This is a genomic window from Pseudomonas fluorescens (assembly GCF_004683905.1).
Lineage (GTDB): Bacteria > Pseudomonadota > Gammaproteobacteria > Pseudomonadales > Pseudomonadaceae > Aquipseudomonas > Aquipseudomonas putida_A.
This window is the reverse complement of the sequence record NZ_CP038438.1, coordinates 2,208,977-2,235,005: the sequence shown is the minus strand read 5'-3', so window position 1 is coordinate 2,235,005 and position 26,029 is coordinate 2,208,977. Positions and strand designations below refer to the sequence as shown.

Below are 26,029 nucleotides of genomic sequence, written 5' to 3'. Positions count from 1 at the left end.
TACCCCCCCTGTGGGAGCGGGCTTGCTCGCGAATGCGGTGTGTCAATCAGAGATATTTCGACTGACACACCGCATTCGCGAGCAAGCCCGCTCCCACATTGGTTAACAGGGTGTTCAGGACGGCCAATGCCGGGCAAACACCGGCGCCAGCACCGGATGCCTGTCAATACGCTGCAACCACGCATAAAACCCCGGACGTGTCTGGCGCAAGTGCTCGCGGCTCCCCGCCCAACGCGTCACCACGGCCGCCAGCACGTCCAGCGCGCCGGGCGTTTCGTCGTCCAGGTACAACTCGGCGGAAAACTGATCGGCAAACACTTCCCAGCTCCAGTGCAGGCGCTCACGTGCGCCGGCCATCAGGTTCTGCCGTGAGGCTTCGTCGGGCATCACCAGCCAGCGCTCGGGGTAATCGATGACGCCGATGGCTGCATAGCAATTGCTGGCGATGTAGACCATGCCGCGAATCGCCTGATCACGATCAGCCGCCTTGGCCGGCAACAGACCGGACTCGGGAAAACTCAGGCCCAGATGAATCAGAATCGCTACACTCTCGGTGATCGCACTGCCATCGGGCAATTGCAGGGTCGGCACCTGCTTCAGTGGATTGAGGCGCGCCAGTGCCTCGGCGGCTTCGCTTGAGGCTTCGATATCGATAAAGCGATAGGCGATCTGGCATAACTCCAGCGCTGCCTCGATGGCTGCGGCACCTGAATTGCGATGTCCGTACAGTTGATACATGCCCCCTCCTCGATCTCGACAGATCTGTGTAGCCCTATTTATAGCGGGTGTATCCGCTTGGGCACGTTTTTCCCATGCATTGGCGACTTGCGAATTCAAACCTCGCAAAACAGCGCTGGCGGTGCCCATCCCGCACCAAGAGCAATCATCGAACGCTATCCGCGTTCTTGTAAGGTGCGATACCGAACCAAAAGTTCGCGTATCCGAGCTGGCAACAAGGAGTTCACCGCGTGAATCTTCAAACGCTCTGCCGCATCAGCCTCTGCTTGCTTGTTTATCAACAACGCCGAGTTCATTCGAACAGTCCCGGCGGCCAGTGCCTCTACTTTATTACCTGACTCCATGACCACACACCGTGATTGGCGATGACGCTTCGCCGACAACGGCGTGTTATTTATTTTTTAAATACAACTGCAAAAATTCCTGCACCTGCGCCGTATTAAATGAACGCAGGCGGGATTGTCGGACAATAACTTTCAGCGACTTTGCAAGTGCACCAAAACGGCTCCAGTGAGTTGGATTATTCAGCACTGGAAACATTGATTTCATTTAAACAAGAACAAGGAACATACGCCGTGACCCGCTAAAACACAGACCCGCACCAAATCAGTCCGCCGCGCACCAGCAAGTGCCCGGGCCGTTAGCCAAGCCGCCGCTCTATCCCGCCGATCAGCGTGATACCGCGTAGAGCCTGACTCGCCTCTGAAAAAACTCCACTCAATGGAGTTTCGGGAAACTCTTGGCCGGAGAAATACACGACCAAGGCAAAACTTATATAAATGCGACATGGGTAACACTGATGAAATAAGACCTATACATTTCGGCAACATCTGGCACAGCGGTTGCTACATGCAAAAAGCACAAGCATGAGACAACAACACTGATCTCAAGCGATAGAAGAACAACCAGGGAATGGCCAATGAACACTCGAAGTCGATGGCTCTAAGCCAGTAACTGTAAGCAAGCCCTGTTCTATAGATAGTTCAACTATCGGCCTGCGTACACCTTGAAGAAAGTTACACCCACCCACTCGAACATCACCCCTATGTTCGGACGGCACCTTATTGCCCTTCATCAACCCGAGGGAGCTTTAATGAACGATGCGGTAAAGCACAGAACCCTGCCGGGGTCGTTACGGGAAGCGCCAATCCCGCTGTCACCGGACAGGCCAGCCTTCACGGCCAATACCTCGCAACCCGGCGGGTTGAACAAACAGCAAATGCTGTTGCTGGTGGCGGTATCGGCGCTGATACACGGCGGCGCCTGGTGGTTTTTCCAGCAGACCCGGCCCGAGCCACTGCCGACTCCGCCGCAGATTCCGGAAATGACCGTCGAGCTGAGCAGCCCGACGCCGCCGGCACCGCCCACACCGGAACCGCCACCCCCACCGCCGCCCCCTCCGGAACCTGAACAACCGGTGGAAGACGAAGACGCGGTCAAGCCACCGCCAAAACCGGTAGAGAAACCCAAGCCGATCGAAAAACCGAAACCGGTCGAGAAGCCCAAACCGGTGAAGAAAGTCGAGCCGCCGAAAGCTCCGCCCGCCCCGGCACAACCGGCCGCTCCCGCTGCGCCGGCGACACCGAGCGCGCCACCGGCCCCGGCCGCAGCGCCTGCCCCGGTCAAGGAATCGGCAGCGATTTCCGGTCTCGCCAGCCTTGGCAACCCGCCGCCGGAATACCCGTCGCTGGCGCTGCGGCGCAATTGGGAAGGCAGCGTGGTGCTGCGCATTCAGGTGCTGGCCAACGGTCGCGCCGGCTCGGTGACAGTGACCAAGTCCAGCGGCAAGCCGCAACTGGATGACGCCGCCGTCGCGGCGGTAAAGAACTGGAAGTTCATTCCGGCCAAACGCGGTGACACGCCGATTGACGGCTTCGCCACCCAGACCATCGATTTCAAATTGCCGCAATAACGGCACAACCCGACGAACTCACAACCGACTTAATGCAAGCGAGGTGTAGCGATGAACAATTCACTGTCTTCGATGATTGTCCCCGGTGTGCTCTGGGGCCTGGTGCTGTTTTCCGTGGTCAGCTGGGCGATCCTGCTGGTCAAGTCGGCGCAATACCTGCGCCAGAAAGCCCAGAACAAACAGTTCAGCAAAGCCTTCTGGGGCGCGCCGGATCTGCTCACCGCTGCCGAACACGCCAGCCAGTATCCGGGCTCGCTGGCGCGCATCGCCAGCAGCGGCTTCGAAGCCTTGCTGGTGGAAGAGTCGCCGCGCACCACGCAACAACTGGCGCACACCATCAACCGTTCCGATCGCCTGGAGCGCAACCTGCGCCAGCAGATTCAGAAGGAACGCCGCTCGCTGGAAAACGGTCAGGCGATTCTCGCCAGTATCGGCAGCACCGCGCCGTTCATTGGCCTGTTCGGTACCGTGTGGGGAATCATGGAAGCCCTGCAAAGCATTGGCGAAACCGGTTCGGCCAGCCTTGAAGCGGTCGCCGGCCCGATCGGTCATGCACTGATCGCCACTGGCGTGGGGATCGCTGTCGCGGTCCCGGCAGTGCTGATTTACAACTTCTTCCTGCGCCGCCTGAAACTCGCCTCGGCGGACATGGATGACTTCGCCCACGACTTCGACGCCCTCGCCTCGCGCAGTGCGTTCTCCATCAGCCGCCAGGCCATCGCCAGCAAAACCACAGCCGCCGTGCGGGAGGCCAGCTGATGTCGTTCTCCACGCAAGACAGCGATGAAGTGCTCAGCGAAATGAACGTCACGCCGCTGGTGGATGTGATGCTCGTGCTGCTGGTGGTGTTCATCGTCACCGCGCCGCTGATGACCAATGCGATCAAGGTCAATCTGCCGAAAACCGATGCCGTCGCTCCCGCCGAGAAGAAAGACCCGGTGGTGGTCAGCGTCGATCAGGACGGCAAGTTCTACCTGGCAAAAACCGAACTGGCGCCGGAGTCTTTGGAAGCCAGCCTCAAGGAGGTCAAGGCCAAGGACGCCGAAGTGCGCGTGCAGCTGCAGGCCGACGCCAACGTCAACTACGGCCAGGTGGCCAAGGCCATGGCCTCCATCGAACGTTCGGGCATCAGCAAGATTTCGGTGATGACCACCCACTGAGTGCGGTGCCGGCCGCACGTTGAGAAGCGCGCCCGGCACCGCTGAAGCATCCCGTCGCAATCAGCCGACCGAAAAAACGCCAGGCGTCTTCGGAGGGGATCGGCTTGCTTGAAGAAAGTGGTTTTCCGCACGCGGTATCACCGATAGCGGAGCAATGAGGGGCTCACAAGGCCAATTCGATAACGTCTGACAAGTCGGAAACAACCATGCTGATGAACACTCCACGCTTCACGCTCAAACCTTTGGTGGCAACGATCTCTCGTCACCGTTTTGTCCCGTTGTATCTGGTGGCCATGGGGATGGGCGCCGGGACTGTGCAAGCCGCCGAGGATGACAGCGCCACCGTGCCCGCCGCGGCAGCGGTGGTGGCGCCGACCACGCAACTGCAACGGGTGGAAGTGACCGGTTCGGCGATTCGCCGGGTCGATGCGGAAACGGCGGTGCCGATCACCATTCTCAAGGCCGATGAGTTGCGCAAACAGGGCGTGACCACCACCGCCGAACTGGTGCAGCGGATCACCGGCAGCCAGTCGATCAACAACAGCGCCGGCTCGGTCGGCGCCGCCACCGGTGGAGCTTCGTTTGCCGACATGCGCGGCATCGGCGCGAACAAGACCCTGGTGCTGCTCAACGGTCGACGCCTGGCGAACAACGCCTTGTCCGGCACCAACTCGGCCGGCGGCGCGGTGGATCTGAACATGATCCCGTTTGCCGCCATCGAGCGCGTTGAGGTCCTGCGCGACGGCGCGTCGGCCCTCTACGGCACCGACGCCATCGGCGGCGTGATCAACTTCATCACCAAGAAATCCATGACCGACGGCCAGCTCACCCTCGGTGGCGAAACCCCGACCCACAGCGGCGGCGGTGCCACCAAAGACATGAGCGCCAGTTGGGGCTACGGTGATCTTGAACAAGACCGCTTCAACGTGCTCGGCGTGTTCAACTACAACAAGCAGCAGAACCTCGACGCCAACGACCGCTCCTTCGCCCGCGACTATGTGCCCGGCCGCGGTCTGGATCAGACCTCCGGCACCGCGTTCCCCGGCAACTACAGCCAGAACGGCAACGCCACCAACCCGTTGGCCAACAGCAATTGCAACGGCCCCAATCTGGTGGCGCGCGATGGCCTGTGCCGCTTCAGCACCCGCGAATACATCGACCTGATTCCGCAAACCGAAAAGACGTCGTTCTTCGGCAAGACCACCGGCAAGCTGGCGGATGACCACAACGTCAACCTCGAATACTTCTGGTCGCGCAACAACAACGCCACGGCGGTCGGCCCGGCGCCGCTCACCGGCTTGAGCCTGGATTCCTCGTCGCCCTATTACCCCGGCAACGGCATCACCCCCGGCCCGACTGGTTTCGCCCTCGACCCGACGCAACCGGTCGATGTCAACTGGCGCGAGACCGCTGCCGGCCCGCGTGAATCGAAAGACCAGAACACCAGCCAGCGCTTTCTGCTGAGCTTCGACGGTCTGGTCGGCGGCTGGGATTACAACGTCGGCGCCTCGTACAACCAGAACAAAATCGTCTCCAGCGTCACCAGCGGATATGTCAGCGATCAGGCGATGATCAACGGTCTGGCCAGCGGTCTGCTCAACCCGTTTGGCCCGCAATCCGCCGCCGGTCAGCAGTACATCGACCAGGCCATGTACCACGGCGCCTACTCCACGGCTGTCGGCCGCGTGGCCGGTTTCGACGGGCGGATCAGCCGCGAGATCGGTGACTGGTTCGGTGCCGGCCCCGCCGGTCTGGCGCTGGGTGGAGAGTACCGCAAAGAGAAATTCCACCAGGACTTCGAACAGTTTGCCGGTGATATCCAGAGCCTCGGCATCGACCCGGCCGGCAGCGTCGAAGGTGACCGCAGCGTGAAAGCCGCGTACGCCGAAATCAACGTGCCGGTGCTCGACAGCCTCGAACTGTCCGCCGCCGTGCGTCACGACAAATACAGCGACTTCGGCAGCACCACCAACCCGAAATATTCGTTCCGTTATCAGCCGCTCAAGGAGCTGGTGGTGCGCGGCGCGTACAGCGAAGGGTTCCGTGCACCATCGCTCTACGAGCTGTATTCGCCGCGCAGCATCACCTACACCCAGGGCTACTACAACGACCCGGTGCTGTGTACCGGTGGCGTGGTGCAACCGGGCGGCAACGGCGGGCGCGATTGCGGCCAGCAGTTCCTCAATCAGATCGGCGGCAATGAAGATCTGGCTCCGGAGAAGGCGCGCAACGTGACGCTGGGCTTCGTCTATCAGCCGGTCAGCAACCTGTCGGTGGGTCTGGATTTCTGGTGGATTCACATTTCCAACCAGATCCAGCCGTTCCCTGAATCCACCGTGTTCGATCAGGCCGGCAGCTACCCGGATCGCTTCGTGCGCAACGCCGACGGCACGCTCAACTACATCGTCACCGGCAACGCCAACCTCGGCATCGTCGAAACCAACGGTGTCGATGTGTCGCTGGATTACCGCTTCCCGAACACCCCTTACGGCCAGTTCGGTCTGGGGCTGCAAGGCACCTACGTCGACAGTTACGACTTCCAGAGCACCATCAAGGGTCCGTTTACCGACAAGGTCGGCGACTTCGAAGGGGACGGGGTGATCGCGCGCTGGAAACACAACCTCACCGGCAGCTGGACCTTCGGCGCGGCTCGTGCGTCGCTGACCAACCGCTTCACCACCGGCTACAACGACTACGACCGCGATACCCATGCGCGCGTCGCGTCGTATTCGGTGTGGGACCTGTCGGCCGGCTACACCTTCAACAAGGTGCTGGACGTGGATGCGGGGATGAAGAACATGTTCGACCGCAACCCGCCGTTCACCAACCAGGCCTACAACTTCCAGAGCGGCTATGACCCGCGCTACACCGACCCGCTGGGCCGCACGCTGTTTGCGCGCATGACGTATCACTTCTGACCCCAGGGCTGGACACATCCTTTGTGTGACTGAGCTTTTGTGGTGAGGGGATTCATCCCCGATGGGGTGCGAAGCGCCCCCAAAACCTGAACTGCGGATGACCAGAATCACCGCATGCAATGGGTTTGCGACTGCTTCGCAGCCGGTCGGGGATAAATCCCCTCACCACAGGGCACTCCCACAGTTTTCAGCGTTGCCAGTGAGTTTTCGGGCTTAGAGGAAAAACTTCATGAGATTCATGCGCAACATGGCAGGCCTGCTGCTCGGCGGCGTTTTGCTCTGCGCCGCCGTGCCGGCAATGGCCGCCGGCAGCTACGCACTGACGGTATACGGCGAGGCTCCGAAGTATCCGGCGGGTTTCGAGCATTTCGATTTCGTCGATCCGCACGCGCCCAAGGGCGGTTCGCTCAGTCGTGCGTCGATGGAAATCGGCCAGTACAACTACATCACCCCGTATGCCGATCAGGGCATTTCTGTGGTGCAGGTCAACGACTGGGTGTATGCGCCACTGGCGTTCCGTTCGCTCGACGAGCCGTACACCGTTTACGGGCTGGTCGCGCAACAGATGGAACGCGATCCCGATGGCCTCTGGGTGCGCTTCACTCTGAACCCCAAGGCTCGCTTCGCCGATGGCACGCCGATCACCGCCGAGGACGTGCGCTACACCTTCAACCTGCTGATGACCAAGGGCAGCCTCAGTTATCGCCAGCAATACGCCGACGTGCAGGACGTGCTGATCGAAGGCCCACGGCAGGTGCGTTTCACTTTCAAGAACAACCTCAACCGCACCCTGGCGCTGGACCTGGCGACCCTGCGCGTGGTGCCCGAACACTGGTGGAAAACTCGCGATTTCGCCAACGGCGGCGGCTTCGAGCCACCGCTGGGCAGCGGCCCGTACCGCGTGAGCAAGGTCGATGCCGGGCGCAGCATCAGTTTCCAGCGCGACCCGGACTGGTGGGGCAAAGACCTGCCGGTCAGTCGCGGGATGTACAACTTCGACACGCTCACGGTGAATTTCTATGGCGACACCGACGTCGCCCGGCAACTGTTGCAGGCCGGGGCGTTCGACTACAACCGCGAGTTTTCCTCGTCCGGTTATGTGGTGGGTTACGACAGTCCGGCGCTGCGTGACGGTCGCTTGCAGCAGGCGATCCTCGCTCCGCAGAAACCCACCGCCGCCCAAGGTTTCGTGTTCAACCTGCAAAACCCGATTTTTCAGGATCGCCGCGTGCGTCAGGCGATCAGCCTGCTGTGGGATTTCGAATGGACCAACAAGCAGATGATGCGCGGCTTCTACGTGCGCCAGAACAGCTTCTGGCCGAAGAGTGAAATGGCCGCCACCGCCCTGCCTGACGCCGAGGAACTGAAGATCCTCGAACCGTTGCGCGGACAGATTCCCGACGAGGTGTTCACCACGGTGTATCAGGCGCCGAAAACCGACGGCAGCGGCTACATCCGCGACAAGCAGTTGCAAGCCCTGAAGCTGCTCGCCGAGGCCGGCTGGACGCCGCAACACAGCCGACTGGTCAACGCCGCCGGTGAGCCTCTGGAGTTCACCTTCCTCGACGGTCAGGGCGGTTTTGATCGCATGCTGCTGCCGTTCAAACGCACCCTCGCGCAGATCGGCATCACCCTCAATCTACGGCGGATCGACTCGGCGCAATACGTCAATCGGCTCAACGCCCGGGACTACGACATGATCGTCACCAGTTTCCCGCGCAGCGGCGATCCGATCGTCTCTCCCGGCCGCGAGTTGTACAGCCTGTATGCCTCACAAAGTGCCACGCAAGTCGGCAGTTCGAACTCGATGGTGCTGGCCAACCCGGCGGTCGATCAACTGATCGACGGGCTGGTCAAGGCCGACACCCGCGACGCCATGGTGCATTACGCCCGCGCCCTCGACCGGGTGCTGCAATGGGGTTACTACATGATTCCCAACTACTACTCCAAGGGCACGCCGACGGTGTATCAGAACCGCTTCGGCATGCCGCCGGTGCAACCGGCGTACGACGAAGGCCTCAACACCTGGTGGGAGGTCTCGACCAAGCCGTTGACCACGCAACAGATGCACACCCAGCTCGCGGGGGGCCAGTGACATGCTGCGTTATCTGAGTCGACGTTTGCTGCTGATCATCCCCACGCTGCTGTGCATTCTGGTGGTCAACTTCGTGATTGTGCAGGCCGCACCGGGCGGCCCGGTGGAGCAAGCCATTGCCCGCCTGCAAGGTTTCGGCGGGCACGGCATGGGCGGTGGTGGCGAAGTCGCCGCGACGGGTGGTGCCGGGCGCAGCAGTCGCGGGCTGGACCCGGCGCTGATCGAGGAAATCAAACACCACTACGGCTTCGACAAGCCGATGCACGAACGCTTGTGGCTGATGCTGAAAAACTACGCCCAGCTGGATCTGGGCAGCAGTTTCTTTCGCGGCGCCAAGGTCACCGATCTGATCGTGCAGAAACTGCCGGTGTCGTTGTCGCTCGGCCTGTGGGCAACGCTGATCACCTACCTGATTTCAATCCCGCTGGGCATCCGCAAAGCGATCAGCAACGGCAGCGCGTTCGATGTCTGGAGCAGCACGGCGATCATCATCGGCTACGCGATGCCGGCGTTTCTGTTTGCGATGCTGCTGATCGTGGTGTTCGCCGGCGGCAGCTACGTCAACTGGTTCCCGGTGCAGGGGCTGGTGTCGGATAACTTCGACAGCCTCAGCACCTTGGGCAAGGTCGGCGACTACCTCTGGCACCTGGTGTTGCCGGTTACAGCACTGGTGATCGGCGGTTTCGCCACCCTGACCATCCTCACCAAAAACAGCTTCCTCAACGAGATCAGCCGCCAGTACGTGATCACCGCGCGGGCCAAGGGTCTGACCGAACGCCGCGTGCTCTACGGCCACGTGTTTCGCAACGCGATGCTGCTGGTGGTGGCCGGGGTGCCCTCGGCGCTGATCGAGGTGTTTTTCGCCGGTTCCTTGCTGATCGAAACCATCTTCAACCTCGACGGCCTCGGGCGCATGAGTTACGAAGCGGCGGTGTCGCGTGACTACCCGATGGTGTTCGGCGCGTTGTTCCTGTTCACCCTGTTCGGCCTGTTGATCAAGCTGATCGGTGACCTCTGCTACACCCTGCTCGACCCGCGCATCGACTTCTCGGCGAGGACTGCCTGATGTTCACACTTTCTCCTCTGGGTCAGCGCCGGGTCGCGCAGTTCAAGGCCAATCGCCGTGGGCGCTGGTCGTTGTGGCTGTTCCTCGGGCTGTGCCTGATCTGCCTCGGCGGCGAACTGATTGCCAACGACAAACCGTTGGTGATCCGCTACCACGGCGCCTACTACTTCCCGATCCTCAGCGAATACCTGGAAACCGATTTCGGCGGCGAACTGCCGTTCCAGCCGGATTACGCCAGCGCTTACGTGCACGGGCTGATCGAGGATCAGGGCGGCTGGATGCTGTTTCCGCCGATCCCGTTCAGCTACGACACGGTCAATTACGACCTGACTGAACCGGCACCCAGCCCACCCTCTTCCAGCAATTGGCTGGGCACCGATGATCAGGCGCGGGACGTATTGGCACGGGTGATTTTCGGCACACGGATTTCAATTCTGTTTGCGCTGATCCTCACCGGCATCAGTGCGCTGGTCGGCATCGTTGCCGGGGCCTTGCAGGGTTATTACGGCGGCTGGGTCGATTTGCTCGGGCAACGGGTGCTGGAGATCTGGTCGGGGCTACCGGTGCTGTATCTGCTGATCATTCTGTCCGGGTTTGTCTCGCCGAGTTTCTGGTGGCTGCTGGGGATCATGGCACTGTTTTCCTGGCTCGCTTTGGTGGATGTGGTGCGCGCCGAGTTCCTGCGTGGACGCAATCTGGAATACGTCAAAGCCGCGCGGGCGCTGGGGCTGACCGACAGCGAACTGATGTTGCGGCACATTCTGCCCAATGCGATGACTTCCACCCTGACCTACCTGCCGTTCATTCTGACCGGCGCCATCGCCACCCTCACCGCGCTGGATTTCCTCGGTTTCGGCATGCCCGCCGGGACCGCCTCGCTGGGCGAACTGATTGGCCAGGCCAAGCGCAATCTGCAAGCGCCATGGCTGGGGCTGACGGCATTTTTTGCCTTGGCGCTGATTCTGTCGTTGTTGGTGTTCATCGGCGAGGCTTGCCGTGATGCGTTTGATCCACGATCTTGATCCGAGGAGCTGACATGAGCGACAACCTGATTGAAATCCGCGACCTGCGTGTCGCCTTCGCCGGGCAGGAAGTGGTGCACGGTCTGAACCTCGACATTCGTCGTGGCGAATGCCTGGCGCTGGTCGGCGAGTCCGGCTCGGGCAAGTCGGTGACGGCGCATTCGATTTTGCGTCTGCTGCCGGGTAAAACCGTCAGCAGCAGCGGTTCGATTGCTTACAACGGGGTGAACTTGCTGGACGCCAGCGAGCAGCAGATGCGCGGTTTGCGCGGTAACCGGATTGCGATGATTTTCCAGGAGCCGATGACCTCGCTCAATCCACTGCACACCGTGGAACGACAGGTCAGCGAAGTGCTGGAGATTCACAAAGGCCTCAAGGGCCGCGCCGCCCGTGAGCGCACTTTGGAATTGCTCGAACTGGTGGGCATTCGCCAACCTCTACAGCGCTTGAAAGCCTACCCGCATCAGCTCTCCGGCGGTCAGCGGCAACGGGTGATGATTGCGATGGCGCTGGCCAATGAGCCGGAACTGCTGATCGCCGATGAGCCGACCACGGCGCTGGACGTCACCGTGCAGCAGAAGATTCTCGAGCTGCTGATCGAGCTGCAACAGCGGCTCGGCATGTCGATGCTGCTGATCAGTCACGATCTCAATCTGGTGCGGCGCATCGCGCAACGGGTGTGCGTGATGCGCCACGGCGAAATCGTCGAACAGGCCGACTGCGAGACGCTGTTTCGCGCGCCGCAGCACCCTTACAGCCGCTTGCTGATCGAGGCTGAACCGAGCGGTGCGCCGGTGCCGAGTCCGTACCAGCACAACCTGCTGGAAGTCGATGATCTGAAGGTCTGGTTTCCTCTGCCCAAGGGCTTGTTCAGTCGTTCGCAGGCGTACATCAAAGCGGTGGACGGAGTCAGTTTCCGCCTGCAACGCGGCAAGACCCTGGGGATTGTCGGCGAGTCCGGTTCGGGCAAATCGACGCTGGGCCAGGCGATCCTGCGGCTGGTGGAATCCGAGGGCGATATCCGCTTCGGCAACAAGCAACTGAGCCTGCTCAATCAACGCTTGATGCGCCCCTTGCGGCGACAGATTCAGGTGGTGTTCCAGGATCCGTTCGGCAGCCTGAGTCCAAGGATGTCGGTGCAGCAGATCATTGCCGAAGGGTTGCTGACCCACGGCATCGGCACCGAGGCCGAGCGCGAAGCAGCAGTGATTCGCGTACTCGAAGAAGTCGGCCTTGACCCCAAGAGCCGTCATCGCTACCCCCACGAATTTTCCGGCGGCCAGCGTCAGCGCATCTCCATTGCCCGCGCGCTGGTGCTGGAGCCGGCGCTGATCCTGCTCGACGAACCAACCTCGGCGCTGGATCGCACGGTGCAGAAACAAGTGGTGGAGCTGTTGCGGCAACTGCAGATCAAGCATGGGCTGACCTATCTGTTCATCAGCCATGACCTGGCGGTGGTGCATGCGCTGGCCCATGACTTGCTGGTGATCAAGGATGGCAAGGTGGTGGAACAGGGTTCGTCGCGGGAGATTTTTGCCGCGCCAGCCCACCCCTACACCCAGGAACTGCTGAAAGCCTCCGGCCTCAAGCCCGACGCAAATCCCTGTGGAAGCGGGCTTGCTCGCGAATGCGATATGCCTGTGACATGAATATCGACTGACAGGACGCCTTCGCGAGCAAGCCCGCTCCCACAGGGGGAGATCGGAGGAGGTGGAAAATATTTTTCGGGCACTGCATCCAAACGCCTCCGCCACGGGTAGTCCCTGTAACAGCCCTCTTCGGCTGTCAGCGGTCTACCCCTTTCGGAGATAACACTGATGAACATCACCCAACTGATTGGCCTCACCGGTTTGCTCGCCCTGTCCTCGACAACCTTCGCCCAAAGCAGCTATCCCGATGCGATCAAAGTCCCGGAAGGCCACAAGATCGCCATGGAAACCACCGGCGTCGGCGAGATCACTTACGAATGCCGCGACAAGCCCAATGCCGCGGGGCAGACCGAATGGACCTTCGTCGGCCCGAAAGCGGTGCTCAATGATCGCAGCGGCAAGCAGGTCGGCACCTACTTCGGCCCGCCAGCCACCTGGCAGGCCAAGGACGGATCGAAAGTCACCGGCACGCAATTGGCCGTCGCTCCGTCGAGCCCGGGCAACCTGCCCTATCAACTGGTCAAGGCCAACCCGGCTGAAGGCAAAGGCGCGATGAGCGGCGTGAGTTATATCCAGCGTGTCGCGCTCAAGGGCGGCGTGGCACCGGGCAGTGAATGCACAGCAGCGAACAAGGGCAAGCAGGAAGTGGTGAAGTATCAGGCCGACTACATTTTCTGGGCGGCGAACTAGTTCCTTGATGTCCCTATGGGAGCGAACTTGTGGCGAGGGGATTCATCCCCGATGGGGCGCGAAGCGCCCCAAAATCCGGCAACTGCGGAGTCAGGCATTCACCGCAACCAACGGTTACGGCTGCTGTGCAGCCGGTCGGGGATGAATCCCCTCACCACAAAGGCTCGCTCCCACAGTAGAAGACTGTGTTGTCTGGATGTTTGAAGAATGTGAGCTAGATTGCACCCCATGTCTTTGCCTGAACCGCTGTTTGATTACGAAGCCCGTCTCGCTGCCTGTGCCCGCGGCGAGCAGTCGGCCCTGCGCGATTTGTACGTGCAGGAAGGCCCGCGCCTGCTCGGCGTTGCAAAACGACTGATACGTGACGCGGCGCTGGCCGAAGACATCGTGCATGAGGCGTTTATCAAGATCTGGAACGGTGCGGCGCAATTTGATCCGGCGCGCGGTTCAGCGCGCGGCTGGATGTTCAGCGTGACCCGGCATCTGGCGTTGAACCAGCTGCGTGATCAAAGCCGGGAGGCGCCGTTCAACGAAGAACACGATGCCGAGCCTGACGAGGACGCCTTCGATGTGCAGGACCATTCGGCGCGGATCCATCGTTGTCTGGAACAACTCGACCCGCAGCGGCGAAGCTGCATTCTCCACGCCTATGTCGACGGCTACAGTCATGCACAGATTTCCGCGCGCCTGGGCACGCCGCTGGGCACGGTCAAAGCCTGGATCAAACGCAGCCTCAACGCTTTGCGGGAGTGCATGGGATGACCACTGAATCGGCGCAGGAACGTGATGAACTGGCCAGTGAGTACGTGCTCGGCACCCTGTCGGCGCCGGAGCGTGAAGCGCTGCAACAGCGCTTGCCATACGACCCCGAACTGCAAGCGGCGGTGGATGCCTGGGAGCGACGCTTGCTCGACCTGACCGAATTTGCCGGCACGCAGCAGCCTTCGCCGCACTTGTGGCCGCGCATCGAGCGCAGTGTCGAGCGGTTCGCGCAAAAAGCGCCGGCTGCGCCGTCAACCTCGTGGTGGAATCTGCTGCCGCTGTGGCGCGGCTTGAGTGCGGCCGGCTTGGCCGCCACATTGGTTTTGGGCTCGATCCTGCTGACCCAGACCACGCCGAAGCCGAATTATCTGGTGGTGCTGGTCGCGCCGCAGGACAAGGCGCCAGGCTGGGTGATTCAGGCCAGTAATCCGCGTGAAATCCAGTTAATCCCGCTGGGCGTGGTCGAAGTGCCGGCGGACAAGGCGCTGGAGTTCTGGACCAAGGCTGACGGCTGGCAAGGGCCGGTGTCGCTGGGGCTGGTCAAACCGGGGCAGACGCTCTCGGTGCCGCTGGATAAATTGCCGCCGCTGCAACCGAATCAACTGTTCGAGCTGACGCTGGAAGGCGCCAATGGCTCGCCGATCGGTAAACCGACCGGGCCGATTCAGGCCATTGGCCGAGCCGTCAAAGTGATTTGAAGCCGCGTCAACCGGCCTTGGACATGCAACGCTTGTAGCGCTCATCCACGCGTTTGGCGAACCACGCCGTGGTCAGTTTGCGGGTGATTTTCGGGCTCTGCAGCACGATCCCCGGCAACACCGCACGCGGCAGTTTTTTTCCCTCCGCTTGCTCCGCCAGTTCGAACACCCGCTGATAGAGTCTGGTCTCTTCGAACTCCAGGGTCTTGCCCTTCTCCAGTTGATCGCGAATGGTCGGGTTGCGCATGCCCAGCGACTTGCCGAGGGTGCGCACCGCCAGTTCGGTGCTGCCAGGCATGATCGAGTCGTAGCGAATCAAGTCGCCATCCAGCGCCAGCGGGATGCCCGAAGCTCGGCTGACGGCGTTCTGGAACGCGGCATTGCGGCTGGCGTACCAGCCGGCATTGAAGTCGGCGAAGCGGTACAGCGGCTCGCGGTAACTCACCGGGTAGCCAAGTAAATGCGCGATGCCGAAGTACATGCCGCCACGGCGGGTGAACACTTCGTGGCGGATCGTGCCGTCTACCGGGTACGGATACTCCTTGGCGTGCTGCTCGGCGAATTCGATGCTGACCTGCATCGGTCCGGCGGTGTGTACCGGGTTGAAGCCGCCGAACAAGGTGCGGCCCATCGGCACTCTGCCGATGAAGTCGTCAAAAATGGCGCTGAGTTCTTTTTCACTGCGTGCCGCGTTCAGGCGTTCGCTGTAGGTCTTGCCGTTGGTGGAGCGCACTTGCAGAGCGCCACTGACCAACAGACTGGGAATATGCACTTTGGCGGCACGACGGTCGATTTCGTCGCGGGCGATCTTGCCCAGGCCCGGCACCGTGGGGTCGGCCTGGAAGGTGGATTCCTGCTCGGCCACGGCCAGCACCGAACACAGGTTTTGCGTGGTCGGGCTGATGTTCTGCGCGGCGAACGCGGCGTAGATGTCGGTGGCCCAGCCTTGACGGTCGGGCACTTTCGCCGGCATCAGCCGCACTATTTCGGCTTTCACTTCGGCGGGTGCGCGCGGAACAGGCTCCTGACTGCGCTGGCCGGCGCAACCGGCGAGCACCAACAGCGCGGCGAGGGTAACGAGTAATCGAGGGGTGTGCATGGCGCTCCTTGGCGTGCATTGAGGCGGGTTCACCATACGATCAAAAGTGTGACGCAGGCTAGGACTGTGACCTTTGTGGTGAGGTGATTTATCCCCGATGGACTTCGCAGCAGCCTTCCAATATCAAAGCGACCCGCTCCGCGCGCCATCGGGGATAAATCCCCTCACTACAGGTTTCCATTCGGATCGGGAAATTCAGCAAGATAAACTGATTGCAAAACGTTACTGCGAACTCCTATCATTTGCGCCTGGAGTCGTATTTGCGCAAGGAGTTCCCCGCGCCGTTCTAATTTTCTCACCAGCCGCACGCCTCCAGGTATCGACATGCCCGTTTCAGCTCGACTCGCCGTCCCGTTTCGCCCGACGCTTCTTGCCCTGCTGTGCTCCCTGACTGTCACCGCTCACGCTGCCGACGAAAACGGCAAGGAGCTGGTGCTCGACAACGTCAACATCAACGCCCAAACGCCAACGTCCAACGCCCTGCCCCCGGTCTACGCCGGTGGTCAGGTCGCCCGTGGCGGTCAGCTCGGCGTGCTCGGCAATCAGGACATGATGGACGCGCCGTTCAGCGCCGCGTCGTACACCGAACAGCTGATTCAGGACCAGCAAGCGGAAAACGTTGCCGACGTGTTGCTCAATGATTCGTCGGTGCGTCAGGCCTCGGGCTTCTCCAACCAGGCGCAGGTGTTCATGATCCGCGGCTTGCCGCTAAACGGCGACGACATTTCCTATAACGGCCTGTACGGCGTGCTGCCGCGGCAGATCATTTCCACTGACGCCCTGGAGCGCGTGGAAGTGTTCAAAGGTCCCAACGCTTTCATCAACGGCGTGACCCCGACCGGCTCCGGCATCGGTGGCGGCGTCAACCTGCAACCCAAACGTGCCGGCGACGAGCCGCTGCGCCGCTACACCACCGATATCAACAGCGAAGGTCGCATCGGTCAGCACTTTGATATCGGCCAGCGATTCGGCGAAGACAACCGCTTCGGCGCGCGGATCAACCTGTCCCAGCGCGAAGGCGACACCGGCATCGATCACGAAAACCAGCGCTCGAAACTGTTCAGCATCGGCCTCGACTATCGTGGTGACGCGCTGCGTATTTCCGGCGACTTCGCCTACCAGAAGGAACGCGTCAACGGTGGCCGCAACTCGGTCAACCTCGGCACCGCCACGCACATTCCGGACGCGCCGTCGGCCGACACCAACTACGCGCCGAAGTGGGGCTACACCGACATCGAAGACACCTTCGGCATGCTCCGCGCCGAGTACGACCTGAACGACAACTGGACCGCGTACGTCGCTGGCGGCGCCAAGCACACCCGCGAGGTCGGGCGCTACAATTCGACCACGCTGGTGGGCAACAACGGCGCCTCCTACACCACCGGCTCGTTCATCCCCCACGATGAGGACAACACCAGCCTGATGGCCGGTCTCAACGGCAAGTTCAACACCGGCGCCGTCAGCCACAAGCTCAATTTCGGCCTCAGCGGTCTGTGGGCCGAACAGCGCAGTGCCTATGATTTCGACCTGACCAAGTACGCCAACAACATCTACCACCCGGTGGAAACGCCGTCGCCGGTCGGCAATTTTTCCGGCGGCGATCTCAATGACCCGGGCATCGTCGGCAAGACCTTCAACCGCAGCCTCGCGCTCTCCGACACCCTCGGTTTCTTCGATGATCGCCTGCTGATCACCGCTGGCCTGCGTCGCCAGCAACTGGTGGTGCAAGGCTACAACTACGCCAGTTACGGCAGCGGCAGCCGCAAGTCGAGCTACGACGAATCGATCACCACGCCGGTCTACGGCATCGTGTTCAAGCCGTGGGAACACGTGTCGTTCTACGCCAACCACATCGAAGGCCTGGCCCAGGGGCCGACCTCGCCAGCCAGCACCGGCGGCTTGCGCGTGACCAACGGCAACGAAGTCTACGCACCGGCCCGCTCCAAGCAGACCGAGGCCGGGGTCAAGGTCGACATGGGCACTTACGGCGCGAGCCTGGGCGTCTATCGCATCGAGCAGCCGAGCGATGGCTACTGTGAAATCAACAGCGCCACCACCTGCACTTACGTGCGTGAAGGCGAGCAGATCAACAAAGGCGTAGAGATGAACGTGTTCGGCGAGCCGATCAATGGCCTGCGCCTGATCAGCGGCCTGACGCTGATGGACACCGAACTGCGCAACACCCAGAACGGCGCCAACGACGGCAACCGTGCCATCGGCGTGCCGAGCTTCCAGTTCAACGCCGGCGCCGATTGGGATGTACCGGGCCTGCAAGGCGTGGCGCTGAATGCGCGGATGCTGCGCACCGGCGGCCAGTACGCCGACGCGGCCAACAACCTCAGCCTGCCAACCTGGAATCGCTTCGACGCGGGTGCGCGTTATGCGTTCAAGGTCTCGCAGAAAGACGTGACCCTGCGTCTGGGCGTCGAAAACCTGGCCAACAAGAAGTATTGGGAATCGGCGCAGGGCGGCTATCTGACCCAGGGTGAGCCGCGGGTGGCGAAGCTGTCGGGCACTATCGATTTTTAAAGCTGAGAAGCCCTCACCCTCAAAAGCCCCTCACCCTAGCCCTCTCCCGTAGGGAGAGGGGACTGACCGCGGTGTTCTTTCGAGTCACGCCGACGTGTGCCACCGAGTCGAACTAAGGTTTTGAAAGGCACCCAAATCGGCTCCCTTTCCCCCTCGCCCCCTTTGGGGGAGAGGGCTGGGGTGAGGGGGCAAATTTCACTGTCACCAAATCTCCTGCCAAACACCCGAAAAAAGGCCCCACAGCCCCACCGCTGCGGGGCCTTTTTCCGTCTGACCGATCAACTGGCCACCCTTTCCATCTGATCCATACTTGCTGCGCAGCCAACGGAGGACAGGCCCATGAACCGCAGCGACGTACTGATCATCGGTGCCGGCCCGACCGGTCTGGTGCTGGCCCTGTGGCTGAGCAAACTGGGCGTGCGCGTGCGCATCATCGACAAGACCTCCGCGCCCGGCACCACCTCACGAGCACTGGCGGTGCAGGCGCGCACCCTGGAGTTGTATCGCCAGCTGGACCTGGCCGACACCGTGGTGCGCAACGGCCACAAGGTCGCGGCGGCGAATTTCTGGGTCAAGGGCAAACCGGTCGCGCAGTTGCCGTTGCAGCGCATCGGCGAAGGCCTGACGCCCTACTCGTTCATCGAAATCTTCCCCCAGGACCTGCACGAACGGCTCCTGCTCGAACGCCTCGAAGACTATGACGTGACGGTTGAGCGCAACACCGAGCTTGTGAGTTTCGAAGAAACCGGCGACGGCCTCAGCGCGCATCTGCGCTTACCGGACGGGCAGCAGGAAATCTGTCAGGCGTGCTTTCTGGCAGGCTGCGACGGCGCGCGCTCGGTGGTGCGAAAAACCCTCGACACCGGGTTCCCGGGCGGCACCTATCAGCAGATTTTCTACGTGGCGGATGTGCAGGCCAGCGGCCCGGCGCTGAATGGCGAGCTGCACCTGGATCTGGACGAAGCGGATTTTCTCGCGGTGTTCCCGCTGGCCGGTGAAGGCCGTGCCCGACTGATCGGCACCGTGCGTGACGAACGTGCCGACCGCGCCGAAACCCTGCAATTTGCCGACGTCAGCAGCCGCGCCATCGAGCACCTGAAAGTTCACATCGACGAGGTCAACTGGTTCTCCACCTACCGCGTGCATCACCGCGTGGCCGAGCACTTTCGCAGCGGTCGGGCGTTTCTCCTCGGCGACGCCGCGCATGTGCACAGCCCTGCCGGCGGCCAGGGCATGAACACCGGCATTGGCGATGCGATCAACCTGGCCTGGAAACTCGCCGCCGTGCTCAACGGCAGCGCCACGGCGAAGCTGCTCGACACTTACGAAACCGAACGCATCGCCTTCGCCCGGCGGCTGGTGTCAACCACCGACAAGGTGTTCAGCTTCGTCACCGCCGAAGGGCGCATCGCCGATCTGCTGCGTACGCGCCTGGCACCCTTTTTGATCCCGAAAATGGCCACGTTCGAGGCCAGCCGCGAGTTCCTCTTTCGCACCGTCTCACAGGTCACCCTCAACTATCGCGGCATGCCGCTGAGCCAAGGCACGGCCGGCCATGTGCATGGCGGCGACCGCTTGCCGTGGGCGCATGATGGCGAGGGGGATAATTTCGAGCCACTGCGCCAGCCCTGCTGGCAGGTGCACGTGTACGGCGACACCAGCGACGAGATGATCGCCTGGTGCAATGAACACCATCTGCCGCTGCACGTGTTCGACTGGCGGCCGGCGTTTGACACGGCGGGGTTGGGGCGTAACGGTTTTTACCTGTTGCGCCCGGATACCTATGTGGCGATAGCCGATAACAGCGCGGATCCGAAGGTGATCGAGCGGTATTTCCGGGATCACGGGATCCGACCCTACTTCAACTGCCCCTGACACAGCACAAAAAACTGTAGGAGTGAGCCTGCTCGCGATAGCGGTGTGTCAGTCAAAGATGCTGTGACTGATACACCGCTATCGCGAGCAGGCTCACTCCTACAGGGGCTATGCGCTGGGGTTCAGATCCCGGCCAGCGCCAGATCCATCGCAAAGTAGGTGAAGATCAGGTCCGCCCCCGCGCGCTTGATCGCGCCCAGGCTTTCGCGCACCACGCGATCCTCGTCGATTGCACCGGCCTGGGCGCCGAACTTGATCATCGCGTACTCGCCGCTGACCTGATACGCCGACAGCGGCAGGTTCGAGGCTTCACGAATGTCGCGGATGATGTCGAGGTACGCACCGGCCGGCTTGACCATCAGCGCATCGGCGCCTTCCTGCTCGTCGAGCAGCGATTCGCGCAGGGCTTCGCGGCGGTTCATCGGGTTCATCTGATAACTTTTGCGGTCGCCCTTCAGCGCGCTGCCACCGGCTTCGCGGAACGGGCCGTACAGCGCCGAGGCGAATTTGGTCGAGTAGGCCATGATCGGAATCTGGGTGAAACCGGCGTCATCCAGTGCCCGGCGAATTGCCCGCACCTGACCGTCCATCGCCGCCGACGGGGCGATCACGTCAGCACCGGCACGCGCCGCGGCCACCGCCTGTTTACCAAGGTTGATCAGGGTCTGGTCATTGTCGACTTCGTGGTTGTGCATCACGCCGCAGTGGCCGTGATCGGTGTATTCGCAGAAGCAGGTGTCGGACATCACGATCATTTCCGGCACCGCGTCCTTGGCAATCCGCGACATGCGCGAAACCAGTCCCTCTTCGCGCCAGGTGTCGCTGCCGTTGGCGTCCAGGTGATGGGACACGCCAAAGGTCATCACCGACTTGATCCCGGCACGGGCATAACGCTCGATTTCACTGGCCAGCTTGCGCTCGGGAATGCGCATCACCCCCGGCATGCTCTTGATCGGCACGAAGTCGTCAATCTCTTCTTCGACGAAAATCGGCAGCACCAGATCATTCAGGCTGAACTCGGTTTCCTGGAACAGGCTGCGCAGGCTCGCATTGCGGCGCAGACGGCGGGGACGTGCTTCGGGGAACTGGCTGGACATGGATCTTCCTGAAAACGGCAGATGAGACGAAAGTCGTAGGGGGCGAAGCTTATGCCTTCGGTGGGCGCAGGTACAAACCTGGATCAATCAACAGTGCGTTACCGAGGACGCAATAATCTGCGGGCGTCATCACTATTCCTGTGGGAGCGGGTTTGCTCGCGAAGGAGGTGTATCAGAAAAAGACGTGTTGACTGACACGACGCCTTCGCGAGCAAGCCCGCTCCCACAGGGTTATGTGTGGCCTCAGGAAGGAATGGTCAACCCGCGCACCACAGCCGGGCGAGCCAGAAATCGCTCCAGCACCCGGGTCACGTTCGGGAAGTTGCTGATGCCCACTAGATCCCCCGCCTCATAGAACCCGATCAGGTTACGCACCCACGGGAACGTGGCGATGTCGGCGATGGTGTAGCGCTCGCCCATGATCCAGTCACGACCTTCCAGGCGTTTGTCGAGCACGTTGAGCAGGCGTCTGCTCTCCTCGACATAGCGGTCACGCGGACGCTTGTCCTCGTAGTCCTTGCCGGCGAATTTGTTGAAGAAACCGAGCTGACCGAACATCGGGCCGATACCGCCCATCTGGAACATCAGCCACTGAATCGTCTCGTAGCGCAGCGCGCCCTCCTGGGCGAGCAACTGGCCGCTCTTGTCGGCGAGGTAGATCAGGATCGCGCCGGATTCGAACAGCGGCAGCGGCTGGTCTTGCGGGCCGTGGGGGTCGAGGATCGCCGGAATCTTGTTGTTGGGGTTCAGCGACAGGAACTCGGGAGACAGCTGATCCTGCGTGTCGAAGCCCACGCGGTGCGGCTCGTAGGGCAGGCCGATCTCTTCGAGCATGATCGAGACCTTGACGCCGTTGGGGGTCGGCAGGGAATAGAGCTGAATCCAGTCAGGGTACTGCGCCGGCCATTTCTGGGTGATGGGGAACGCGGACAGATCGGTCATGGGAAACATCCAGTCACATGGAAAGCGCTGATCATAATCCAGGAACCGTAACATTCTGCAGCTAGTGTGCAGAAGCCAGGATCGAACCAAGCGGCCTCAGTGGACTCTGAGCTATGTCTTTGCAAGGGAAGTACGACACGACATGGACAACACCCGGTGCTGGGAGCCCGCGGTGTAAGGGTTGGTCAGCCCCAACCGAATTTGCTGAAGAATCCTATATTCAATGACGAACCTCATGAGTTTCGCCAAACGCTTCAAACATCGCGCCTATGTGGCCCTGCCCTCCCTGCTGGCAGTCAGTGCGCTGACTTTGTCGCTCGAATCGAGCCAGATTCGCGCGCAACCGGTGGACGGTACGCAGACGCTGATCTTCCTGCGCCACGCGGAAAAACCCGAGGGCGGTCTCGGTCAGCTCAACTGTCAGGGTCTGAACCGGGCGATCGAGCTGTCGACCCTGCTGCCGGAAAAATTCGGCAAGGCCGATTACGTGTTCGCCGCCAACCCGACACGCAATGTCGAGGAAGGCGAACAAGACAACTCCTACAGCTACATCCGCCCGTTGATGACCATCAGTCCCGCAGCGATCAAGCTCGGCCTGCCGGTGAACATCGAGTTCTCCGCCAACGACACCAGTGATCTGGCGCGCGAGCTGACCGAGGACAAGTACCACAACGCGACGATCTACACCGCATGGTCGCACGGCTATTTGCCGGAACTGATCAACAAGGTTGCCGGCAAGGCAGTCGGCGAAAAGCAGACCATCACCGATGACTGGGCGGCTGGCGATTTCGATTCGCTGTACGTGCTGACCCTGACCTGGCACAACGGCAAGGCCAGCCTGCAGAGCCACAGCTACAAGCAGGGGCTGGATAACGGCAAGGTGACTTGTCCGACTTGAGTTTTGCGCTGCCTGTACCGGCCCTTTCGCGAGCAAGCCCGCTCCCACAGGGGATCTGCGTCAGGCAGAAATTTCTGCCCAGTGGAGACCCAATGTGGGAGCGGGCTTGCTCGCGAAGAGGCCCGCAAGAGCACCCTCAAACCCGCTGATTCACCCGCTCACGCAAATACTCCAGCACCGCCCCGCGCTCCCCGGCAAACTCGATCCGCCCGCCCTTCTTCTCACGCTGGAACGCATACATCGGGTCGTAATATTCGCGCAGCAACACGCTGATCCAGTCACGGAACTGCTCGACCGAACCGCTGCGCGCCTGCTCCGCCAAGGCCTCTTCCATCTGCAGGAACATCCGCTGATGGCGTTCGCCGCCCAGCCGGCGCTGGATATTGTTCAAACTCGCAATCAGCCGCTCGGCATACAGCGCAAAGCCCTGCTCGCCATGCACCGCGACAAACTCGGCGTGCAGGTTGATCACGTAATCCTGCAGAATCCGCTCGACCCGCTGCTCCAGGCTGTCTTCGAGCCAGACCATCGGCGCCACTTGCATGCCTCGGTACAGCGGCAATGGCAAGGCACAACTGCCGACTACCCGGCTCTCGTCTTCCAGCACAAACTGCTGGATCCCGCCGGCGCGCTTTTTCAGCAGATCAACGGCCAGACGGTTTTCAAAATCGATGTTGGTCGGTTGGCCGGTGGCGCGCTTGCCGAAACTCGAGCCCCGATGATTGGCGTGGCCTTCCAGATCCAGTCCGTTGCGCAACTGCACCAGCAATTCGGTCTTGCCGGTGCCGGTCATGCCGCCCAGCAGCACCATATCGCACTCGGCCACGGCCTGATCGATCGTCTCCAGCAGGAACGTACGCATCGCCTTATAGCCACCGCCGACACGCGGGTAATCGATCCCGCCCTCTTCCTTGATCCATTGCTGGACGATCTGCGAACGCAAGCCGCCGCGAAAGCAATACAGATAGCCGTCGGGGTGTGCCCGGGCAAACTCGACCCAGCCTTGAATGCGCTGCTCCCGCACTTCGGCAGACACCAGCCGCTCACCCAGGGCGATGGCGGCTTGTTGCCCATGCTGCTTGTAGCAGGTGCCCACCTGCTCGCGCTCGCGGTCGTTCATCAGCGGCAGGTTGACCACGCCCGGAAACGCGCCGTGGGCAAACTCGATCGGCGCACGGGCATCCATCATCGGCCGGTCGTTGAGGAAAATATCGCGGTAATCGGTGCAGTCGCGTGACATCAGTTCACCTCGACTGCGTGGGTCTGTCGCTCGACCAGCTCGCCGATCGGCGCCAGGTTCAGGCCCAGTTCGGCAGCCACGGCGAGGAATTCGGCGTTGCCTTCCGGTGTAACTGCAATCAACAGACCGCCGCTGGTCTGCGGGTCGCACAGCACGCGCTTGTGCAACTCCTGCAGACGGCCGAGCTTGCTCGAATAGCTGTCAAAGTTACGCAAGGTGCCACCGGGCACACAGCCCTGTTCGAGGTAGTACTCGACGCTGTCCAGACGCGGCACGTGGTTGTAGCCGATACGTGCGGTCAGGTGGCTGCCGTCGGCCATTTCCACCAGATGCCCGAGCAGGCCGAAACCGGTAACGTCGGTCATCGCGGTGACGCCGGCCAGTTTGCCAAAACGGCTGCCGGGTTTGTTCAGGGTGCACATCCAGTCACGGGCCACGCCAATGTCGCTGGAACGCAATTTGCCTTTCTTCTCGGCGGTGGTGAGGATGCCGATGCCCAACGGCTTGGTCAGGTACAGCAGGCAACCGGCGGTGGCGGTGTCGTTGCGCTTCATGTGGCGCTTTTCCACCAGACCGGTCACGGCCAGGCCGAAAATCGGCTCCGGCGCATCGATCGAATGCCCACCGGCTAGCGGAATGCCGGCGGCGTCACACACCGCGCGCCCGCCGCGAATCACTTCCCGCGCCACTTCCGGCGCCAGCACATTCACCGGCCAGCCGAGGATCGCAATCGCCATCAACGGATCGCCGCCCATCGCATAGATGTCGCTGATCGCGTTGGTCGCGGCGATACGGCCGAAGTCGAACGGATCGTCGACAATCGGCATGAAGAAGTCGGTGGTCGACACCACACCGCGCTCGGCGTCGATCTCGTACACCGCCGCATCATCACGCGAGGCATTGCCGACCCACAGTTTCGGGTCAAGGTTCTGCGCACCGCTGCCGGCCAGAATCACTTCCAGCACCTGCGGGGAAATCTTGCAGCCACAACCGGCACCGTGGCTGTATTGGGTCAGGCGAATCGGCTCGCTCATGGGAGAGTCTCTGGCAGTTGATGGGGCGGATTCTAGCAGAGCGCGGGCCGGCTGATTTTTGCGCTGAATGTTCGGCCCCCTTCGCGAGCAAGCTCGCTCCCACAGGGGATCGCTGTCATCCACAAATCCTGTGTTCACTGAAGATCCAGTGTGGGAGCGGGCTTGCTCGCGAAAGCTATCGACGGGTCTCCACGGTTTCACGGCCGGGCACAAAAGTGCCCTGATGAAAAACCATCTGCCACTGCTCACCCTGCCGCCGCCATACCGAACTGCGCAAACTGTCCGCCGGCACCCGCTGGCCGCCAGCTACGGTATGGCAGTGATACGTCACCAGAGCCGAATCTTCCGACAATTGCTTGAGCGTGAACTGACTGACGGTACGTTGTGCGAACACTTGCTGCGGTAATGCTTCCAGTACATCGGATTTATTCCAGATGCCGCCGCTGGCGCCGAATTCGACAAAGTCGTCCGCGATCAATCTCGCCAGTTCTGCGGCATCCTCGCGCACGGCGCGCGACAGCAAGCGGTTTTCCAGATGTAACAAATGCTTCGACAGATCCATCTCGTTCCTACCTCAGTGCAGAAATCACTCGCCACAAAGGCTT

At 61.5% G+C, this 26,029-nt stretch carries 21 protein-coding genes; 14 read left to right on the top strand and 7 right to left on the bottom strand.

Translation table 11 applies throughout. The features are described 5' to 3' along the window. Positions 1–114: 114 nt before the first annotated feature. Positions 115–738 carry a glutathione S-transferase N-terminal domain-containing protein gene (locus tag E4T63_RS09970; RefSeq protein ID WP_096797379.1) on the bottom strand — a complete coding sequence of 208 codons (624 nt, stop codon included), beginning with the start codon at positions 736–738 and terminating at the stop codon, positions 115–117. A gap of 1,093 nt (positions 739–1,831) precedes the next feature. On the opposite strand from E4T63_RS09970, the gene E4T63_RS09965 reads away from it, so the two are divergent. The 11 genes from E4T63_RS09965 to E4T63_RS09915 all read left to right on the top strand — a co-directional run bounded on the left by E4T63_RS09965 (position 1,832) and on the right by E4T63_RS09915 (position 14,710). After that, on the top strand, positions 1,832–2,650 hold the full coding sequence (locus E4T63_RS09965; protein ID WP_135295377.1) for an energy transducer TonB: 819 nt from the start codon (positions 1,832–1,834) through the stop codon (positions 2,648–2,650). Positions 2,651–2,701: 51 nt separating this feature from the next. Next, on the top strand, positions 2,702–3,409 hold the full coding sequence (locus E4T63_RS09960) for a MotA/TolQ/ExbB proton channel family protein (protein ID WP_007966644.1): 708 nt from the start codon (positions 2,702–2,704) through the stop codon (positions 3,407–3,409). After that, positions 3,409–3,810 carry an ExbD/TolR family protein gene (locus E4T63_RS09955; protein ID WP_003223575.1) on the top strand — a complete coding sequence of 134 codons (402 nt, stop codon included), beginning with the start codon at positions 3,409–3,411 and terminating at the stop codon, positions 3,808–3,810. Before E4T63_RS09960 ends, E4T63_RS09955 begins: the two co-directional genes overlap by 1 nt. Before the next feature lie 206 nt (positions 3,811–4,016). Further along, on the top strand, positions 4,017–6,728 hold the full coding sequence (locus tag E4T63_RS09950; RefSeq protein ID WP_167797068.1) for a TonB-dependent receptor: 2,712 nt from the start codon (positions 4,017–4,019) through the stop codon (positions 6,726–6,728). 229 nt (positions 6,729–6,957) lie between these two features. Next, the gene (locus E4T63_RS09945; RefSeq protein WP_135295376.1) at positions 6,958–8,823 is read left to right on the top strand and encodes an extracellular solute-binding protein; all 1,866 of its coding nucleotides are present in this window, start codon (positions 6,958–6,960) and stop codon (positions 8,821–8,823) included. 1 nt (position 8,824) lies between these two features. After that, positions 8,825–9,889, top strand: a complete 1,065-nt coding sequence (locus tag E4T63_RS09940; protein WP_135295375.1) for a microcin C ABC transporter permease YejB — start codon at positions 8,825–8,827, stop codon at positions 9,887–9,889. Further along, positions 9,889–10,911 carry an ABC transporter permease gene (locus E4T63_RS09935; RefSeq protein ID WP_134785930.1) on the top strand — a complete coding sequence of 341 codons (1,023 nt, stop codon included), beginning with the start codon at positions 9,889–9,891 and terminating at the stop codon, positions 10,909–10,911. The genes E4T63_RS09940 and E4T63_RS09935 overlap by 1 nt, the downstream gene beginning before the upstream one ends. A gap of 14 nt (positions 10,912–10,925) precedes the next feature. Further along, complete coding sequence (locus E4T63_RS09930; protein ID WP_135295374.1) at positions 10,926–12,560, top strand: ABC transporter ATP-binding protein; 1,635 nt, start codon at positions 10,926–10,928, stop codon at positions 12,558–12,560. Between the two features lie 168 nt (positions 12,561–12,728). Further along, positions 12,729–13,250, top strand: coding sequence for a DUF3455 domain-containing protein (locus E4T63_RS09925; RefSeq protein WP_027613866.1), 522 nt, complete (start codon positions 12,729–12,731; stop codon positions 13,248–13,250). Between the two features lie 228 nt (positions 13,251–13,478). Continuing rightward, on the top strand, positions 13,479–14,012 hold the full coding sequence (locus E4T63_RS09920) for a sigma-70 family RNA polymerase sigma factor (protein ID WP_135295373.1): 534 nt from the start codon (positions 13,479–13,481) through the stop codon (positions 14,010–14,012). Further along, positions 14,009–14,710: an anti-sigma factor gene (locus tag E4T63_RS09915; RefSeq protein WP_135295372.1), complete on the top strand. Its 702-nt coding sequence runs from the start codon at positions 14,009–14,011 to the stop codon at positions 14,708–14,710. Before E4T63_RS09920 ends, E4T63_RS09915 begins: the two co-directional genes overlap by 4 nt. Positions 14,711–14,717: 7 nt before the next feature. Here E4T63_RS09915 and E4T63_RS09910 read toward each other — a convergent pair whose 3' ends face one another. Beyond that, positions 14,718–15,809, bottom strand: coding sequence for a DUF1615 domain-containing protein (locus E4T63_RS09910; RefSeq protein WP_135295371.1), 1,092 nt, complete (start codon positions 15,807–15,809; stop codon positions 14,718–14,720). 324 nt (positions 15,810–16,133) lie between these two features. Between E4T63_RS09910 and E4T63_RS09905 the strand changes: the two genes are divergently transcribed. Together E4T63_RS09905 and E4T63_RS09900 are read left to right on the top strand one after the other, a co-directional pair. Beyond that, entirely contained in the window at positions 16,134–18,338 is a 2,205-nt protein-coding gene (locus tag E4T63_RS09905; protein ID WP_135295370.1) for a TonB-dependent receptor, read from the top strand. 339 nt (positions 18,339–18,677) lie between these two features. Beyond that, complete coding sequence (locus tag E4T63_RS09900) at positions 18,678–20,213, top strand: FAD-dependent oxidoreductase (RefSeq protein WP_135295369.1); 1,536 nt, start codon at positions 18,678–18,680, stop codon at positions 20,211–20,213. Positions 20,214–20,335: 122 nt separating this feature from the next. Here E4T63_RS09900 and hemB read toward each other — a convergent pair whose 3' ends face one another. Beyond that, positions 20,336–21,310: a porphobilinogen synthase gene (hemB, locus tag E4T63_RS09895; protein ID WP_135295368.1), complete on the bottom strand. Its 975-nt coding sequence runs from the start codon at positions 21,308–21,310 to the stop codon at positions 20,336–20,338. Positions 21,311–21,553: 243 nt separating this feature from the next. Beyond that, entirely contained in the window at positions 21,554–22,252 is a 699-nt protein-coding gene (locus E4T63_RS09890; RefSeq protein ID WP_098968051.1) for a glutathione S-transferase family protein, read from the bottom strand. A gap of 223 nt (positions 22,253–22,475) precedes the next feature. On the opposite strand from E4T63_RS09890, the gene E4T63_RS09885 reads away from it, so the two are divergent. Next, the gene (locus E4T63_RS09885; protein WP_135295367.1) at positions 22,476–23,150 is read left to right on the top strand and encodes a histidine phosphatase family protein; all 675 of its coding nucleotides are present in this window, start codon (positions 22,476–22,478) and stop codon (positions 23,148–23,150) included. 136 nt (positions 23,151–23,286) lie between these two features. Here E4T63_RS09885 and mnmH read toward each other — a convergent pair whose 3' ends face one another. From mnmH to E4T63_RS09870, 3 genes are all read right to left on the bottom strand, one after another. Continuing rightward, on the bottom strand, positions 23,287–24,390 hold the full coding sequence (gene mnmH / locus E4T63_RS09880) for a tRNA 2-selenouridine(34) synthase MnmH (protein WP_135295366.1): 1,104 nt from the start codon (positions 24,388–24,390) through the stop codon (positions 23,287–23,289). Continuing rightward, on the bottom strand, positions 24,390–25,424 hold the full coding sequence (gene selD / locus E4T63_RS09875; protein ID WP_096797393.1) for a selenide, water dikinase SelD: 1,035 nt from the start codon (positions 25,422–25,424) through the stop codon (positions 24,390–24,392). The genes mnmH and selD overlap by 1 nt, the downstream gene beginning before the upstream one ends. A gap of 175 nt (positions 25,425–25,599) precedes the next feature. Further along, positions 25,600–25,986, bottom strand: coding sequence for a DUF4440 domain-containing protein (locus E4T63_RS09870; protein ID WP_135295365.1), 387 nt, complete (start codon positions 25,984–25,986; stop codon positions 25,600–25,602). Between the last annotated feature and the right edge of the window lie 43 nt (positions 25,987–26,029).

Excerpts from the sequence above, each read along its gene's own strand:
- hemB (WP_135295368.1), bottom strand. The coding sequence starts at position 21,310 with ATGTCCAGCCAGTTCCCCGAAGCACGTCCCCGCCGTCTGCGCCGCAAT.
- E4T63_RS09900 (WP_135295369.1), top strand. The coding sequence starts at position 18,678 with ATGAACCGCAGCGACGTACTGATCATCGGTGCCGGCCCGACCGGTCTG.
- E4T63_RS09910 (WP_135295371.1), bottom strand. The coding sequence starts at position 15,809 with ATGCACACCCCTCGATTACTCGTTACCCTCGCCGCGCTGTTGGTGCTC.
- E4T63_RS09940 (WP_135295375.1), top strand. The coding sequence starts at position 8,825 with ATGCTGCGTTATCTGAGTCGACGTTTGCTGCTGATCATCCCCACGCTG.
- E4T63_RS09945 (WP_135295376.1), top strand. The coding sequence starts at position 6,958 with ATGAGATTCATGCGCAACATGGCAGGCCTGCTGCTCGGCGGCGTTTTG.
- E4T63_RS09970 (WP_096797379.1), bottom strand. The coding sequence starts at position 738 with ATGTATCAACTGTACGGACATCGCAATTCAGGTGCCGCAGCCATCGAG.
- E4T63_RS09870 (WP_135295365.1), bottom strand. The coding sequence starts at position 25,986 with ATGGATCTGTCGAAGCATTTGTTACATCTGGAAAACCGCTTGCTGTCG.
- selD (WP_096797393.1), bottom strand. The coding sequence starts at position 25,424 with ATGAGCGAGCCGATTCGCCTGACCCAATACAGCCACGGTGCCGGTTGT.
- E4T63_RS09935 (WP_134785930.1), top strand. The coding sequence starts at position 9,889 with ATGTTCACACTTTCTCCTCTGGGTCAGCGCCGGGTCGCGCAGTTCAAG.
- E4T63_RS09915 (WP_135295372.1), top strand. The coding sequence starts at position 14,009 with ATGACCACTGAATCGGCGCAGGAACGTGATGAACTGGCCAGTGAGTAC.
- E4T63_RS09885 (WP_135295367.1), top strand. The coding sequence starts at position 22,476 with ATGACGAACCTCATGAGTTTCGCCAAACGCTTCAAACATCGCGCCTAT.
- E4T63_RS09930 (WP_135295374.1), top strand. The coding sequence starts at position 10,926 with ATGAGCGACAACCTGATTGAAATCCGCGACCTGCGTGTCGCCTTCGCC.
- E4T63_RS09965 (WP_135295377.1), top strand. The coding sequence starts at position 1,832 with ATGAACGATGCGGTAAAGCACAGAACCCTGCCGGGGTCGTTACGGGAA.
- E4T63_RS09890 (WP_098968051.1), bottom strand. The coding sequence starts at position 22,252 with ATGACCGATCTGTCCGCGTTCCCCATCACCCAGAAATGGCCGGCGCAG.
- mnmH (WP_135295366.1), bottom strand. The coding sequence starts at position 24,390 with ATGTCACGCGACTGCACCGATTACCGCGATATTTTCCTCAACGACCGG.
- E4T63_RS09955 (WP_003223575.1), top strand. The coding sequence starts at position 3,409 with ATGTCGTTCTCCACGCAAGACAGCGATGAAGTGCTCAGCGAAATGAAC.
- E4T63_RS09960 (WP_007966644.1), top strand. The coding sequence starts at position 2,702 with ATGAACAATTCACTGTCTTCGATGATTGTCCCCGGTGTGCTCTGGGGC.
- E4T63_RS09905 (WP_135295370.1), top strand. The coding sequence starts at position 16,134 with ATGCCCGTTTCAGCTCGACTCGCCGTCCCGTTTCGCCCGACGCTTCTT.
- E4T63_RS09950 (WP_167797068.1), top strand. The coding sequence starts at position 4,017 with ATGCTGATGAACACTCCACGCTTCACGCTCAAACCTTTGGTGGCAACG.
- E4T63_RS09925 (WP_027613866.1), top strand. The coding sequence starts at position 12,729 with ATGAACATCACCCAACTGATTGGCCTCACCGGTTTGCTCGCCCTGTCC.
- E4T63_RS09920 (WP_135295373.1), top strand. The coding sequence starts at position 13,479 with ATGTCTTTGCCTGAACCGCTGTTTGATTACGAAGCCCGTCTCGCTGCC.